At 61.6% G+C, this 15,326-nt stretch carries 12 protein-coding genes; 6 read left to right on the top strand and 6 right to left on the bottom strand.

Annotated elements, in window-relative coordinates:
- Nucleotides 1-27: 27 nt before the first annotated feature.
- Nucleotides 28-1,053, bottom strand: a complete 1,026-nt coding sequence (gene rtcA, locus QCE79_RS20120) for an RNA 3'-terminal phosphate cyclase (RefSeq protein ID WP_309847294.1) — start codon at nucleotides 1,051-1,053, stop codon at nucleotides 28-30.
- Nucleotides 1,054-1,307: 254 nt separating this feature from the next.
- Here rtcA and QCE79_RS20115 point away from each other — a divergent pair, with 254 nt between their 5' ends.
- Nucleotides 1,308-3,287 carry an MFS transporter gene (locus tag QCE79_RS20115; RefSeq protein ID WP_309847292.1) on the top strand — a complete coding sequence of 660 codons (1,980 nt, stop codon included), beginning with the start codon at nucleotides 1,308-1,310 and terminating at the stop codon, nucleotides 3,285-3,287.
- A 9-nt stretch (nucleotides 3,288-3,296) separates the two neighbouring features.
- Here the strand turns inward: QCE79_RS20115 and QCE79_RS20110 are convergent, their stop codons facing one another.
- Complete coding sequence (locus tag QCE79_RS20110) at nucleotides 3,297-4,448, bottom strand: peptidyl-alpha-hydroxyglycine alpha-amidating lyase family protein (RefSeq protein ID WP_309847289.1); 1,152 nt, start codon at nucleotides 4,446-4,448, stop codon at nucleotides 3,297-3,299.
- Nucleotides 4,449-4,603: 155 nt separating this feature from the next.
- Between QCE79_RS20110 and QCE79_RS20105 the strand changes: the two genes are divergently transcribed.
- On the top strand, nucleotides 4,604-5,023 hold the full coding sequence (locus QCE79_RS20105) for a hypothetical protein (RefSeq protein WP_244830770.1): 420 nt from the start codon (nucleotides 4,604-4,606) through the stop codon (nucleotides 5,021-5,023).
- Here the strand turns inward: QCE79_RS20105 and QCE79_RS20100 are convergent.
- On the bottom strand, nucleotides 5,018-5,983 hold the full coding sequence (locus QCE79_RS20100; RefSeq protein ID WP_404989390.1) for a D-2-hydroxyacid dehydrogenase family protein: 966 nt from the start codon (nucleotides 5,981-5,983) through the stop codon (nucleotides 5,018-5,020). The genes QCE79_RS20105 and QCE79_RS20100 overlap by 6 nt on opposite strands.
- Nucleotides 5,984-6,140: 157 nt before the next feature.
- Here QCE79_RS20100 and QCE79_RS20095 point away from each other — a divergent pair, with 157 nt between their 5' ends.
- Both QCE79_RS20095 and QCE79_RS20090 read left to right on the top strand, forming a co-directional pair.
- A complete protein-coding gene (locus QCE79_RS20095; protein ID WP_309847286.1) occupies nucleotides 6,141-6,998 on the top strand; it encodes a hypothetical protein in 858 nt (285 codons plus the stop codon).
- A gap of 136 nt (nucleotides 6,999-7,134) precedes the next feature.
- Nucleotides 7,135-8,490 carry a TAXI family TRAP transporter solute-binding subunit gene (locus QCE79_RS20090; protein WP_309847283.1) on the top strand — a complete coding sequence of 452 codons (1,356 nt, stop codon included), beginning with the start codon at nucleotides 7,135-7,137 and terminating at the stop codon, nucleotides 8,488-8,490.
- A 58-nt stretch (nucleotides 8,491-8,548) separates the two neighbouring features.
- Here the strand turns inward: QCE79_RS20090 and QCE79_RS20085 are convergent, their stop codons facing one another.
- A complete protein-coding gene (locus QCE79_RS20085) occupies nucleotides 8,549-9,526 on the bottom strand; it encodes an aldo/keto reductase (protein WP_244830776.1) in 978 nt (325 codons plus the stop codon).
- Nucleotides 9,527-9,774: 248 nt separating this feature from the next.
- Between QCE79_RS20085 and QCE79_RS20080 the strand changes: the two genes are divergently transcribed.
- Both QCE79_RS20080 and QCE79_RS20075 read left to right on the top strand, forming a co-directional pair.
- Entirely contained in the window at nucleotides 9,775-10,740 is a 966-nt protein-coding gene (locus QCE79_RS20080; protein WP_309847279.1) for a LysR family transcriptional regulator, read from the top strand.
- Nucleotides 10,741-10,861: 121 nt separating this feature from the next.
- Nucleotides 10,862-11,716 (top strand): oxidoreductase, encoded by an 855-nt coding sequence (locus QCE79_RS20075; RefSeq protein ID WP_244830779.1) that lies wholly within the window; start codon nucleotides 10,862-10,864, stop codon nucleotides 11,714-11,716.
- Between the two features lie 56 nt (nucleotides 11,717-11,772).
- Here the strand turns inward: QCE79_RS20075 and QCE79_RS20070 are convergent, their stop codons facing one another.
- Nucleotides 11,773-12,675, bottom strand: coding sequence for a transglutaminase family protein (locus QCE79_RS20070; protein WP_309847276.1), 903 nt, complete (start codon nucleotides 12,673-12,675; stop codon nucleotides 11,773-11,775).
- Nucleotides 12,672-15,305: a circularly permuted type 2 ATP-grasp protein gene (locus tag QCE79_RS20065; protein ID WP_309847274.1), complete on the bottom strand. Its 2,634-nt coding sequence runs from the start codon at nucleotides 15,303-15,305 to the stop codon at nucleotides 12,672-12,674. The genes QCE79_RS20070 and QCE79_RS20065 overlap by 4 nt, the downstream gene beginning before the upstream one ends.
- Nucleotides 15,306-15,326: the final 21 nt, after the last annotated feature.

Below are 15,326 nucleotides of genomic sequence, written 5' to 3'. Positions count from 1 at the left end.
ATGTGAAGCGTTCACATGCGTCGCTGATCAGCGACGCATGACTTCGACGACCGATGCGGTCGCATCGTCGGCTTCATGGAACTCGAAGCGCACCGGCAGAAAGCGCTCGATCACTTCCGCATTCGTCCTTGCGTGCATCGATATTTTCTCGACCGTGAAGCGGCCGCCGCCCGCGAGCGCGAGTGGCAACAGGAGCTGATCGCCGAGATGCTCGCCAATGGCCGCAGCGGATGCCAAATAGCGATCCGCCATTCGAACCACGGTCTGCGCAACCTTATCCGCCGATACCGCGCGTTCGCCAAACGCCGTAAATACCTCGGTGACGTGCGCATGTTCGAGCGTGACGAGCAACGCGTTGCCCGGCCCCGGTTCGGCTTCCAGACCACGCACGAGCAGCTGCGAGTCGTCCCATCCCATGCCGGGACGAACCACGTCGAGTTCATGTTGCGCAACGCCGGCGGGCGCCGCCGCGATGAAGCTCTCCGCATACGCGGTATCGAGCGCGCCACGCGACATCCACTCGCACGGACGCAAGCCCTTGCACGGCTGCACCGTGGCGACAATCTCTCCACCGCCGTCCGGATAGAAGCCGAAGCGCTTGAGCTCGATGTCGATGACCGCTCCCATGTCGCCCATCGCGCGACGCCATGCACGTTGCAGAAAATGTGCGGGCGGCGCCATCGGATTGTGTGTGCCGCCGCGTATTCGCACGGTAGATGCTTTATCGGCGAATAAAAGCACCGGCAGAATCGTTTGCAAGACGAGCGTGCAGCTTTCCGCCGTACCGATATCGAAGCTGTACTCGCCGCTCTTGATCGGCCCCGGCGCGAACATCAGCATCCGCGATCCGACTTCTGCTCCGGAACATTGCGCACCGGATATTGCTTGCGCTGCCGCCACCGCTAAGAGATGTCGATGCAACAGCCCTGGCTCACTTCGCCTTGCGCGGATATTCCCGATCCCGAAAGGCTGCCCCGCTAAAAGCGAAAGCGTGAGCGCCGTGCGTAAAACCTGGCCGCCACCTTCGCTGGCCGATCCATCCAGTTCAATCATTTGCTTGTTACTTGGTATTTAGAATTCGTTCCGAAACCCCGGCGGCACGCATTCTCCGCTGTCGGAGCGTGATTCTGCAACCCTCCGTGCGCACGACAACCTTTGGTCTTGCGTGCAACATACAGCACGCCGGTACACAAAATGCAAAACACTAAGCCATGCGCACAAAAATAGACTAATCTCCATCTGGCGCAACAGCCCGTACCGCATCGTCCAGCCAGCAAGCGCCCGCGCCCCGACGCCAGGAGACGCCCATGAACGACGCCTCACGCCCCGCCGCCTCCGACTCGGGCAACCTCGAGCAAGCCACCAACCTCCCCATGGAGCCGCGCGTTCAGAAGATCGTCGTGGCGATACACGGCATCGGCAATCAACTGCACAGCGATACCGTGCGTTCGGTCGCGAGCCAGTTCGGCGCACGCTACGATCCGCCATTGCCCGTCATGCCGTTGGGATACTTCGATATCGCGGGTGTCGGCGAAGTGGATGTCCGCCAGCTCGATCTGCCGCAAGGCGGTCCTTATACCGCCGAGCAGCGCGAGTTCTATTCCGCGCTTGGCTTCGCGGAAGTGTATTGGGCCGACATCCCGCGCGAAGTGGTCAAACAGGACGACACGCTCGAAGAAAGCAAGGCCTGGGGATTGTCCATCGTGAGCCGCGCGCAGGCGGCATACATGCTGACCGTCGCGGATCGCAAGCTGGAGCCAGCCGATTTCTCGCTCGCCGCGGGTGTGGTGGAGGAAGTGGTCGAAACCGTCGCCATCATGCAAAGCCTGCTTGCCGTGACCGAGAAGGCCGGCATCTTCAAGTTCGATCTGGCGCCCGTGCTGCGCGACTATGTGGGCGACGTGCAGCTTGTCGCGGATTTCAAGCAGCATCGCGACACCATCGTGTTCCGGTTTCATCGCGTGATGGAGCGTCTCGTCGCGCTCGTCACCGAGCGCTGTCAGTGTCCGCCCGAGGTGTATATCGTCGCGCACAGCGAAGGTACGGTGATCAGTTTTCTGGGCATTCTGCAGGCGCTTTCCGCTCCGACGGCAGCGGACCCCAAAGACCACAAGCAAGTCATCGATACGAGCTGGGTGCAGAGTCTGCGCGGCTTCATGACGATCGGTTCACCCATCGACAAGCACATCCTCTTGTGGCCAAGACTTTGGGACGGCATGCAGCTTCGAAGCGAAGTGCAAGGAGAGTGCATCACGCAAGTCGATCGTCCGGGTGGGCCGTTGACACTGCCCTCGCGTATCCGCTGGCGCAACTACTATGACTTCGGCGATCCGGTCGGCTTCGCGCTCGATACCGCGCGCGACTTTCTGCAACAGCGTGGCTGCGAGGCTTTCGAGTTCGATGCAGACAAGCACGACATCGGCTTCTCGCGCTATTGGCTGCCGGGCAAGGCGCATACGGATTACTGGACGGACTCGAATGTCTTCGGCCATTTCATCGAAGACGTGGTGCTGCGCAAGAACACCGGGAAGGCGCCGGGCAATCTGCCGTTACGCGGCATGGTCGGCACGGCGATTCCTTATCTGCTCAGCTTCGCGCTTCATCTCATGGCCGTGTTCTTCATCTACAAGGCAGTCACGGCCGCCTCCGGTGCGGGCGGCGCGAGCACGGCGCCAGCGTTTATATACCTGACGCGCTCGGTGTTCGCGCTCGCGTGTCTTCTGATGGGCACGACGGTGGCCGCACGCATACCGCGGCTCGTCAAGGCGAGCGGCGCCACGCATCCGGTTGCACGGCTACGTTGGCGTCTCGTCGCGCTTGCTGCGTTCGTCGCGGGCGTCGCCATCTTCTGGCTCGTGATCCTGAATGGCGTTGCCGAGTTCCTCGCGAGTCCAGTCACGCATGATGGCGATGCGCCCAGCGCGCTCACCGGGAAAATCATGTTCACCCTGGCCGCGCTGATCGTCGCGCTGACGGGATGGTTCGCACCGCGCAAACCGCGATGGGGACGCCGCGTGCTCGTCGCAGCGGGCACGTTGATGACAATCCTCATCGTCGGCGTGCGACTCTGGGGCGACCTCGCAAACAAGCCGTTATGGCCCGTGGTGATCGGTGCGCTGCTGTTTCTCTATGCGTGGTGGCTGGCCATTCTGATATTCGATCTCGCCTTCGTATGGCATCGCTATGTACGCAACTCAGTCGCGCTCGATACGCTGCGCGCATGGCGTGAAACCGGTAAGGACCCGCTGCCCAAACCGATCATGTCGATGCGGGGCAAGCAAAACTGAGGGTAGCGTCTATGCATGAAGCACGAGCTTCTGCACGCGCCAGTTGAGCAGTTCCGCGACGAAGAGCGTATTCTCCGATGGACACGCCATCTCGTGAATCCAGCCGAACTGCTTCAACTGCTTGCCGGCACGGCCAAGCACGCCGAGCAGCTTGCCGTCGAGCGAGAGCTTGTAGATGCGGCCTGGGAAGGCATCGGCGCTATAGAGCACCTGGTTCGGTCCCGGTGAGATGCAAATGGCCCAGGGCGATCCGGGCGCGAAAGTGCCCGCCGCAATCGCGGCTTCATCCGGCATGTTGCCAATAGCAGGACGCGCATCCGGCGGTACGGGTACGTCGATCGTGAATTGACGCTGGAAGTTGCCTTCCGTGTCGAAGACCTGAATGCGACGGTTGCTGCGATCGGCGACGTACACCATGTTGTTTGCATCGACGGCAATGCTGTGCGGCGTATGAAACTGCCCCGGCGCCTTGCCACGCTCGCCCCACGACTTGATCCAGTTGCCGTCGTTATCGACCTTCGCCACGCGCGAATTGATATAACCATCGCTTATATACGTGTTGCCTGCCGTGTCCCACGCGACGTCGGTCACTTGCCTGAAGCGTCCCGGCTCCGAAGCCAGCGGCGGGTTCGGATGCTTGAGCGGCGCGGTTTCTTCGTCCGCTGCTTCCTGCTTGCGGCCGAACACCATCGCCACGCGTCCTTCAGGCGTGAACTTGATGATCATGTCGGAGCCTTTATCCGTCACCCAGATGTTGTCGTGCCGGTCGATCTTGACCGTATGCGCGAACGACCACGCATAGAGGTTGTGGCCGATCTCGCGCACGAAGCGGCCATTGCGATCAAACTCCAGGAGTTGCGCGGCCGCCGCGCCATACGCGGGACCTGTGCTGTTACCGCGCGAAAGAACGAAGATGTGCCCCGCCGAATTGACCGCAACGCCCGAGCATTCGCCGAGGTACATGTCGGTCGGCAAGCGCACGGGATCGGGTATGGAGTCGAAGGGCAGAGATGGCACACTGTCGTCTGCATAAGCAAGATGCGGGAACAGTGCGAGCGCCGCTGCGCTCTGCGTGGCCATCGCGAGAAAGCGACGGCGGCTTGCGACGCCCGGCTGCATGACTTCGCAGCATGGGCAGAACATCGAGTGCTGAAGGCTCATCGTTACCCTCCTCTTGTTCGTCGCCTGCATGGACGGGCATCGTCGCTTCAAGCTTCCGACGATGCGAGAGGAAGTGTAGTGTATTTGAAGCGAGACGCGCACGCAGTTCGCGCAACGGCTTTCGAATCTGAAAGGACTAAACGGAGAAGCGCATCATGAGCGATGCATGGCAATATCAGGTAAGAATCAGGCTCGCGCCGGACTATGCGACGAAGGCTCGCCAAAACATGGATGACGTTGCGCTCGCGCCGCTCGCTTCGCTATTGCGAACGCATGACGCTGAGTTGCAATGTCAGTTCGATGCCTTCGCGGGCTACGTCGCCGAAGCGGAACGCGAGGGAACGGAACACTATCCGCTCTATCAATGGACGCGCGACACCATTGAAGATCCGGTGAAGAAGGCCAAGTACATCGAGTGGTTCACCTTCCATGTGCAAGGGCAAGAGGTCTATGACAAGCCGCTCGCCGATGCACTCGAAGCCGACCTGACCGCGCTGAACAGCGAAGCGATCAGCGAGATCAGGAAGATCGATACGAACCCTGCACGCAATCCGCAGCCGCCGAAGCAATCATGACTGCGCCTTGGTTGCATCCATCCATTCGACGATATTGCGCACCGTGTCTTTGTAGAACGTGCGATACAACTCTTCCGTGACATAGCCGATATGCGGCGTTGCAAGCACGTTTTGCAGCGAGCGCAGTGGATCGTCCGCGGCGAGCGGTTCTTCGTCATACACGTCGAGCCCCGCGCCTGCGATTCGCTTCGACGTGAGTGCATCGAGCAAGGCGGCATGATCGACGATAGGCCCGCGCGACGTATTCACGAGCCGCGCCGTCGGCTTCATCAGCGCGAATTCAGGCGCGCTCACGAGATGCCGCGTGCGCTCCGATAGCCGCAAGTGAATCGACACCAGGTCCGACGTGCGAAAGAGCGCTTCCTTATCGACGCGCCGCACGCCTTTCTCTTGCGCGCGTTCCTCGGTGAGGTTCTGGCTCCACGCGATCACGTTCATGCCAAACGCGCGGCCGATCACGCCGACTGCCGAACCAATACGCCCGAGACCCAGAAGCCCGAGCGTCTTGCCCGCGAGTTCGGTGCCGAGGCCAACCTGCCATCCGCCGCTTTGCAACGAACGATTCTCGGCGGGAATGTTGCGCATCGTCGCGAGGATGAGCGCCCAGGTGAACTCGATAGTGGCTGTCGACGAGTAACCCGTGTGCCTGACCTCGACGCCACGGTCCCCGGCTGCGTCGAGATCGATGGATGCATTCGCCGCACCCGTCGATGCGATCAGCTTGAGCCTTGGCAAATGCTCGATGATGTCGCGCGTGAGCAGCGTGCGCTCGCGCATGGCGCAGATGACATCGAAGGGTTCGAGGCGCTTGAGCAAGGCATCGCGCTCGGCGATGTGATCGTTGAAGACGGTTATCTCGGCGCGGCCTTCGAGCGGCGACCAGTCTGCGAGCTTGAGTGCGACGTTTTGGTAGTCGTCGAGTATGGCGACGCGGACCGAAGAAGTAGACGCGATAGACATGATGAATGGCTCTGCTGCTAACGAAGAGGCCCTAGTGTGACGCAAAGCGCGATTTCGCGTCGGCGCGACATCTCGTGAAATAAGTTTGGAAGAGACTGCGCGAGACGCTTTCCCTATAGTGATCTGCATCGCCACCCACGAATCGAAGGGACATCCCGTGAAAAGCAGATCAGACGTCACCGTATCGAACCCATCCGGCACGCATGCGACTGCTCGCGCGCTGCGTCATGTACTCGTGATTGTCACCACCGCGGCGCTCGCATTTGCAAGCAGCTCGGCCTTCGCGGGCTGGACCCGCTCAGGCTCCGCCTATACCGGCCGTGGCGAATATAACGGCGCGCACGCGGGTTCATGCGGTGGCGGCAGTTGCTCGCATGCCGGCAGCTACATGAATCCGTGGGGCGGCGTGGCGACCAACACCGGCACGGTCACGCGAACCGGCACCGGGCAGTTCGCGAACTCGGGCACCGCCGTGGGTCCGGAAGGACGATCCGTGCAGCACTCCGGCGATACGAACTGCGCCGGCGGCAGCTGCAATCACACCGGCAACATGACCACGCCGAACGGCAAGACCACCACCACCGACAGCACCGTCACGCGCAACGGCGTCGGCCAGTACTCATCGACGGGGTCGGTGACCGGACCCAACGGCAACACCTCGACGCATAATGCATCCACGAATTGCGCAGGCTACACCTGCAATCGCTCGGGCACGGTGAACACCGCGAACGGCGGCAGCGTAACGCACTCAGGAAGCGCTACGAGCGTCGCGCCGGGCGTCGTGGTGACATCGGGTACGTCGGGTGCTTATGTGGCCAGCAGCGGCTCGCACGGCGCTACCGTGGTCACGGGTGGCACCGTAACGGCCAGCACGACGACGGTGATCGCAGCGCCCGTCGTCGCGACTGCGCCGCCGCCCGCAGCGACGGTTTATGTCGCACCGGCGCCGCGCCCTGCCGTGTGGGTTCCCGCGCACTGGGTCGGCAGATTCTGGGTGCCCGCGCATTGGGCGTGATGCGGCAAGCATGACGAGCATGACGGGCATGTCTTACCGCCTGTAAGCGGTACACTGCGGGTCAACGCCGCTCATCAACGAGACTCGCCATGGTCAATCATGCCTGTGCTTGCCGGACCTTCAGGATCGCTCACTCATGAAGCGGCAAGACGCGAAGCGCCCGTACCTGCCACACGAACATACGCATAGCATGCTGCACGATCTCACCTGGACTGCCGCGCCTGTCGTGCTTGCGCTTGCCATCGCCGGGGCGCTGGTCTTCTGGCTCCTCGATCCCGCGCCGCCTCGCACCATCACCATAAGCGCGGGACAAACCGACAGCTCGTTCTACTATTACGCCGAAGAGTACGCGAAGATCCTCGCGAGAAACGGCGTCACGCTCAAGGTAATGCCATCGGATGGCTCGGTGCAGAACCTGCATCGTCTGCTCGATCCGAAGGAGAGAATCGATCTCGCGCTCGTGCAGGGTGGCGTGGCGAGCAAGGAGCATGCGTCATCGTTGATATCGCTCGGCAGCGTGTCGTATGTCCCGCTCGTCGTGTTCTATCGCGGCAAGGGGCTGACGCAGCTTTCGCAACTCGAAGGCAAGCGCATTGCAATCGGCCGTGAAGGCAGCGGCACGCGCATGCTGTCGCTCAAGCTGCTCGAAGCGAATGGCATCAGACCGGGTGGAAGCACTGAGCTATTTGCAACAGACGGCCTGGACGCGGCCACGCAACTCGTCAGCAATCAGGTCGATGCCGTCTTTCTAAGCGGCGATTCCGCCACACGCGCACTCATGCTGCGCATCTTGAAAGTACCTGGCGTCTCGGTAATGGACTTTCAGGAAGCGCGCGCTTATACGCGTGTTTTTCCCTATCTCGATGAGATCGATCTGCCGCCAGGCGTGCTCGATCTGGGCCGTCGCGTGCCGTCCGAGACCGTGCATCTGGTTGCGCCAACCGTCGAACTCGTCGCGCGTCCAACGCTGCATCCCGCGCTATCCGATCTATTGATCGAAGCCGCGCAGGAAGTGCATGGCAAGCCCGGACTCTTGCAACGCGGCGGACAGTTTCCGAATTTCGTCGCGCATGAGTTTCCGATCAGCGAGGACGCCAACCGTTATTACCATTCCGGCAAGGGCTTCTTTTACCGCGTGCTGCCGTTCTGGCTTGCGAATATCGCGGATCGCGCGCTCGTGTTGTTGCTGCCCGTGGCGGTGCTGATATTTCCGGCGCTGCGTATCGTGCCAGGCTTGTATCGATGGCGCGTGAGGTCGCGAATCTATCGTTACTACGGCGCGTTGCTGGCGGTCGAACGCGGCGCCATGCGAATGTCGAACGATGAAGAGCGCAAGGGCCTGCTGGTCGAACTCGATTACATCGAGGAGTCGTTGAACACGCTCAAAGTGCCGCTTGCGTATGCGGATGCGCTTTACGTTTTGCGCGAACATATCGGCTTCGTCAGGTCGCGCCTTTCGGCCGTCACGCGAAAAGCCGCGAGCGAGGTTTAGCATCCTCGACGATGGCTGCGTCATCTCATGGACAACGCAGCCATTGACGCCGAAACGCTTACTTGAACCCGGCCACCGCGTGCGGCACGTAAGGCTTTTCGAGCTGCGCGATTTCCTCGTCGGTCAGGTTCAATTCGAGCGCAGCAACTGCATCGTCGATATGTCCCACCTTGGACGCACCGATGATCGGCGCACTCACAGGCGTCTTCTGCGCAACCCAAGCCAATGCAACCTGCGCACGCGGTACTCCACGCGCTTGAGCGACGGCGGCAACGGCTTCGACCACTGCACGGTCCGCATCGTCCGTTCGATACAGCGTGCTGCCGAATGCATCCGACTCTTGTCTTGCGCTCGTCGCATCCCAGTCGCGCGTCAGGCGTCCTCGTGCAAGCGGACTCCACGGCAATACGCCGATGCCCTGATCCACGCAAAGCGGCAGCATCTCCCGCTCTTCTTCGCGATACAGCAGGTTCAAGTGGTTCTGCATGGTCTTGAACTCGGTCCATCCTTTGGCACGCGAAAGATACAGCGACTTGCTGAACTGCCACGCATACATTGAAGACGCACCGATATAACGCGCCTTGCCCGCCTTCACGACATCATGCAGCGCTTCGAGGGTTTCCTCGATCGGGGTCGTGTAATCCCATCGATGAATCTGGTAGAGATCGACGTAATCCGTTCCGAGTCTGCGCAAGCTGTTATCGATCTCGTTGAAGATAGCCTTGCGCGACAAGCCACCACCGTTCGCACCGGGACGCATGCGATTGAAGACCTTCGTTGCAATGACGATATCGTCGCGTCGCGTGAAGTCGCGCAATGCGCGGCCGACAATCTCCTCCGATGTGCCATCCGAATAGGTATTGGCGGTATCGAAGAAGTTGATGCCCGCGTCCAGCGCGTGCTGAATGATCGGGCGGCTCTTTTCTTCGTCGAGCGTCCATGGATGCGTGCCGCGCTCCGGCACACCGAACGTCATGCAGCCGAGACACAGGCGCGAGACCTCGAGTCCGGTCGAGCCCAGTTTCACGTATTCCATCGTGTGATTCTCCATTCAAGGCGAACAAGCGTGTAGGCAACCAAGCTCTCTACCTTAGCGCATGCAGCCCCGGCGCGCTTTCAGCCAGCCTTAAAAGCCTGCATGGCAATTCGCGCTTGACGCATCCCTTCACTCCTGCCGGTAGCGTCCGCTGCTGCTAACATGCCCTGCTTCGAAGCGCCTTTATCAGATGTTCAAGCTCGCGTGGCTTGCAAGGAAGCGCCGATATTCGTTCGAGGAATGCGTGCATGCATCAGGATCAGCTGGACGGCATCATGACGTTCGTCGCGGTAGCCGAGGAAAAGGGCTTTTCCGCCGCTGCCGTGCGGCTTGGCGTGTCGCCCTCCGCCGTAAGTCAGGCTATTCGCACACTTGAGAAGCGCGTGGGCCTCGCGTTGTTCTCGCGCAATACGCGCGGCGTGAGCCTTACCGAAGCCGGAGAAAAATTCTTCGAACGCGTCTTGCCCGCAGTGCGCGAACTCGCGCTCGCTTCGGAAGAACTCGGCGCGGCGGCCGAACGACCGTCCGGAACCTTGCGCATTACGGTGGCGCGCTCGGGTCATATGATCGTGCTGCAGCCCGTGTTACGCCGCTTTCTCGAACGTTATCCGGAGATTCGCGTCGACCTGTGCATCGACAATTCGCTCGTCGATATCGTGGCGCGCGGCTTCGACGCGGGCATTCGTTTTGGCGATCGTGTCGAGCGCGATATGGTGGCCGTCCGGATCGGGCCGCCCATCGAAGCGCATATCGTCGCATCGCCTGACTATCTTGAACGGCGCGGCGTTCCGAAGCATCCGCATGATCTGGCGGCGCACGACTGTATAAGCTCTCGTCTGATCAGCACCGGACAGATCGAGCGCTGGAGCTTCAGGAAGAATGGCGAATCGCTCGATCTCGTCGTGACAGGTCGACTCATTCTCAATGACTCGGCTGCGCTCGTGCAATCGGCGCTGGATGGCATCGGCATCGCTTATATGATCAATGGTTATATCGAGCGATTCATCGAGGAAGGCCGGCTCGTGCGCCTCCTCGCCGACTGGAGCCCGCCACTGCCCGGCTATACGCTGTACTACCCGGACCGCCGTCATGTCGCGCCGAAGCTGCGCGCCTTCATCGACTTTCTTCGCGATGAGCGTGACGGGCTCGCGACTTCGCAGCAAGACATCGAACATAGGCCAAGCGTCGATATGCTGATTCGTCAGGCGCTTTGAAGTCTTTGTCTGTCAGCGGCGCTTATAAGGGCTTGAATCTCCAGACGCTGTCGCACAAGCAGGGAATGGATCATGCTCGCGAATTGCTCACGAAATAACGTTTTCTAACGGAGAATCGCACATGGCAACGACCGCTGACAAACCCGTCTGGTTCATTACCGGATGTTCGACCGGCTTCGGCCGTGAGCTCGCCGCCAAGACCCTGGGCCTCGGCTACCCGACCGTGATCACCGCGCGCAACGTCGCGGCCGTCGAAGATCTTGCAAAGGAGTACGGCGATCTGGCGCTTGCGCTCACGCTCGATGTCACCGACCCTGCTCAGGTCAAAGCCGCAGTGCGCGATGCGACGGCCAAGTTCGGCCGCATCGACGTGCTCGTGAATAACGCGGGTATCGGCTACTTCGGCTCGTTGGAAGAAAGCGAAAGCGAAGAAGTGCGCAAGATGTTTGAAATCAACGTCTGGGGCTTGGTCGATATGACCCAAGCCGTGCTACCGGGCATGCGCGCGAAAAAGAGCGGGACCATCGTGAATATTTCGTCGGTCGGCGGGATCATCGCGTTCCCGGGCATCAGCTTCTATCATGCGACGAAGTTCGCGGTCGAAGGCTTGTCGGAATCTCTGTCGCAAGAAGTAAAGCCGCTCGGCATCAAGGTGCTCATCGTCGAGCCGGGACCGTTTCGCACCGACTGGGCGGGCCGCTCGGCGAATCAGGCGCCGCATACCATCGACGATTACGCCGAGACCGCGAAGGCGCGCGTCGATATGGTGCGCAACTACAGCGGCAAGCAACCGGGCGATCCGGTGCGTGCCGCCGAAGCGATCATCAAGGCGGTCGAAAGCGACAATCCGCCGTTGCGGCTCTTGCTCGGCAAGGCCGCGCTCACCAACGCGCGCCTGAAAGTCGAGGCCCTGCGCAAGGACTTCGATGGCTGGGAAGCGGTGACGCTGGGCGCGGACTTTCCAGAAGGCGAATGAGTGCGCTGATGAATAGGGCATTCTGCATGCGGTCTGTTGAATGCAGAATGCCAGACTTACAACGCCAGCACGTTCACCGCCACGTCTATGTGGTGCGACCCGCCGCCGAGGATCATCCCGCGCAATAACGACACGTCCGTGTAGTCACGCCCCGTGGAAAGCGTGATGTGATCGAGATCCGCCAGCACGTCGTTGGTCGGATCGAGATCGACCCAGCCGCTCTGCGGGCAATGCACTGAAACCCATGCATGCGAGGCATCCGCGCCGATCAGCCGGGTCTGGCCCGGCGGCGGGTCGTTGCGCAAGTAACCGCTCACGTAGCGCGCCGGCAAGCCGAGCGAGCGCAGGCAACCGATCATCACCTGCGCGAAGTCCTGGCACACGCCGTGACCCAAGTCGAAGGCGCGCGTGGCGGGTGTATCGAACGCAGTCGACGACGGGCGGTATTCAAAATCCGCATGAATGCGATGCATCAGATCGATTGCACCCACGACGAGCGGTGTGTCGGCCTCGAAGCTCTGTGCGCCGTACTCGCGCAACGCATGATCGAGCGCGATGTTCGGCGACGCATAGCAAAACTCGCTCTCCGCGAAGAACCGCGCGCCCGCGTGGTATTGCAGGCGTTGCACGACCTTTTCCCACGGCGGCGTTTCGGCGGGATCGAACGCATTCCAGCGCGGCACGAGCCGCACCGTGGTCTCGCTCGTCATCGAAAGACGCTCGTGCGGCGCATCGAGCGAAAAGTACAGCACGTCGTTGCCGAACGCATCGACGCGGCTGTGCACATAGGACGGCACCGGCTCGATCCGCTCCGTGTGCGCGATCACCTGTTGCCACGGGCAATGCAATGGGCGAATCACCGCGAGATGCTGCGCGATCTCGACAGGCGTCGAATAACGATACGTGGTGCGATGCGTGACCGCGAGCGTCGTGGCTTCGGGGTTGCTGGATACGGTCATGAAGATACCTGCGAGGCCAGCGTGTTCGCATGGCTGAAGTAACGCGCGCTTACCTCGTTCGAAGCCACGCCCACGGCACTCACTAGCCGGTCGCACAGTTCGATCAGATTGGCGAAGCGGCCGTCTTCGTCCGTCTCGCACAGCGACTCGAGACTCGGAAATGATTCTGCATGCGGCATGATGAATGCAAAATGCGTTCGACGCGCGCCGCCCGCCGCCGCCGCGATTTCATCGAGCTTTTTGCGCAAGCGGACATACACGCCGACGAGGCCGCGCGGATTGGTTTCATCCAGCACGATCATGTCGATGAGCGCCGGCACTTCCAGCCGTCCCGGATAGCGCGATCGATACGTCAACGTGCTGTCGAAAAGCTGCAGCAACAAGTCGAAGCCTGCCGGCGTGGTCAACGTGCCGTGCTCGGCAGCCACGCGCACGAAGCTCGCCATGTTCGCGACGCGTTCGATATGCCGGCCAATGAAGAGCAGCCGCCACGCTTCGTCGCGCGTCATGCGGTCGCCTTGCGCACCGCTGATGGCGGATAGCTGCGTCGCCAGATGTTCGAGCGCATTCGCGAGCATCACGCGGTCGTAGTGCCTGCTGACCGGCGGCGCGGACTCGCCGCTTCCGCTCGCATTCGGACTTCCGCTCGCCGAAGGCAGCGCAAGCCGCGCGAGGGCATCGCGGAAATCGTTGCGCGACGCGAGAATGTTGCGCCAATGATCGTTGGAAAGACGGTCGCGAATTTCGCCCGAGGCGCGCGCCTGATCCGCGAGATTGCCGCCGATGCTCGTCGACCGGTTTGCAAGACCCATCACCATTGCGCGCTCGAAGGCTTGCGGCGAATTGCGTGCGGGCGTATCGATCGATGGAATCAGGCCGCATTGCGCCGCGAAGTCGGCAAGCGTCGGGAACAGATCGCCGTTGTCGTTGACTTCGAGCGTGCCCAAAAGCAGGCGGCACAGGCGCACGTTGTTCTCCGAGCGCTCGCTGTAGCGGCCCGCCCAAAAAAGATTTTCTGCCGCGCGGCTCGACACCGTGCGGCGCGCGCGCACGTCGCCCGGTTTCATCGGCGAAGGCAACAGCGATGCGGCCGGCACCGGTTGACTCGACAGCACCCACGTATCAACGCTGCTGCCGCCGAACTGCATGGACACCGTGGCTCGCCGGTCCGCGGCAAGCCGCGTGAAGCCGCCCGGCACGACGCTGAAGCCGCCGTCGATGTTCGCAATGGCATACACGCGCAGCACACAGGGACGCGAACCCAACGCGCCATCATTGAAACGCGGTGCGCTCGAAAACTGCAGGTTCTCCTGCACGGTGAAAACATCCGGCGAGCGTTCAATCCGTTCGCGCCATTCCGCCAGGTCCTGCACGCCCGCGTCGATGCCCGGCGGATGGTCGGTTTGCGCGCCCGGCCACGTCGGCGCGAGCAACGCTCGGTCCAGTTGCTCGAAAGCTTCCTCGCGCGCGGCGGGCTCGCCGCACCACCACGTCGGCACGGTCGGCAAGTCGAGCGACTCATCGAGCAAGGCATCGGCGATACCCGGCAGGAATGCATTGAGCGCGGGAGATTCGGTGAAGCCCGCGCCCGGCACGTTGGACACCATCACGTTGCCCGCGCGCATGACCTGCAGCAGTCCCGGCACGCCGATGGTCGAGTCGCCGCGCAACTCGACTGGATCACAAAATGCGTCGTCGAGCCGCCGTAATATTGCATGCACTCTCGACAAACCCGCGAGGGTCTTGAGATAGAGCTTGTCGTGCCGCACCGTCAGATCCTTGCCTTCCACGAGCGTCACGCCCAGATAGCGCGCAAGGAACACGTGCTCGAAGTAAGTCTCGCTGAATGGTCCGGGACTCAAGAGCGCGATATGCGGTGCATCGGGAGAAGTCTCTTCGTGTTCGCCATCGTCGTCGCGCATGGTGGCGCGCGCGGCGCGTGCGAGCGTCGCGATGAGTTGCGCATAAGCGGGCGCGAGACGGCTTACGCGCATGGCGCGAAACGGATCGGCAAAAAGACTCGCGACGATGAGCCGGTTTTCGAGCGCATAACCGAGGCCGGAAGGCGCCTCGGTCCGATGCGCCATGACCGTCCATGTGCCCTTTGGCGTGCGCGCGAGATCGACCGCGACGATCTGCAGAAAGCGCCCGCCAGGCGGTACGTAGCCCTTCACGGGACGCAGATAGCCAGGATGTCCGAACACGAGCGCGGTGGGCAAGAGACCACGATGCAGCAGCGTCTGCGGGCCGTAGATATCGGCCATGATCGCTTCCATGAGACGCGCGCGCTGAGCGACGCCGCGTTCGATCACGGCCCACTCTTCTTCGTCGATCAGAAGCGGCAGCAGGTCGAGCGACCACGCGCGCGGCTCGCCGTTATCGGCATAGACGTTGTACGTGATGTCGTTGTCGCGAATCTGCTGCGCAACGGCGGCCACGCCTTCATCCAGATGCTCGATACCGTCTTCACCGAGCAATTCGAAAAACTGGCGCCAGGGCTCGCGCAACTGGCCGGAAGAATCGCGCAATTCGTCCCAGTGCCCTTCGCGCGCCGGCAAGGTGCGCATCAGCGCGAGTGCGTCGACACGCGCACCGGACGTGTCGAAGGGCAAGGTCGATTGAAACGGCAAGATCGTCTGGTTCCGTGAATG

This window comes from Caballeronia sp. LZ003 (assembly GCF_031451465.1).
Taxonomy (GTDB): domain Bacteria; phylum Pseudomonadota; class Gammaproteobacteria; order Burkholderiales; family Burkholderiaceae; genus Caballeronia.
The sequence above is the reverse complement of the archived record's forward strand: the minus strand, read 5'-3'. Positions and strand labels throughout refer to the sequence as shown.

Coding starts and splice junctions, on each gene's coding strand:
- QCE79_RS20110 (WP_309847289.1), bottom strand. CDS start 4,448: ATGAGCCTTCAGCACTCGATGTTCTGCCCATGCTGCGAAGTCATGCAG.
- QCE79_RS20105 (WP_244830770.1), top strand. CDS start 4,604: ATGAGCGATGCATGGCAATATCAGGTAAGAATCAGGCTCGCGCCGGAC.
- rtcA (WP_309847294.1), bottom strand. CDS start 1,053: ATGATTGAACTGGATGGATCGGCCAGCGAAGGTGGCGGCCAGGTTTTA.
- QCE79_RS20085 (WP_244830776.1), bottom strand. CDS start 9,526: ATGGAATACGTGAAACTGGGCTCGACCGGACTCGAGGTCTCGCGCCTG.
- QCE79_RS20090 (WP_309847283.1), top strand. CDS start 7,135: ATGAAGCGGCAAGACGCGAAGCGCCCGTACCTGCCACACGAACATACG.
- QCE79_RS20115 (WP_309847292.1), top strand. CDS start 1,308: ATGAACGACGCCTCACGCCCCGCCGCCTCCGACTCGGGCAACCTCGAG.
- QCE79_RS20075 (WP_244830779.1), top strand. CDS start 10,862: ATGGCAACGACCGCTGACAAACCCGTCTGGTTCATTACCGGATGTTCG.
- QCE79_RS20070 (WP_309847276.1), bottom strand. CDS start 12,675: ATGACCGTATCCAGCAACCCCGAAGCCACGACGCTCGCGGTCACGCAT.
- QCE79_RS20100 (WP_404989390.1), bottom strand. CDS start 5,983: ATGTCTATCGCGTCTACTTCTTCGGTCCGCGTCGCCATACTCGACGAC.
- QCE79_RS20080 (WP_309847279.1), top strand. CDS start 9,775: ATGCATCAGGATCAGCTGGACGGCATCATGACGTTCGTCGCGGTAGCC.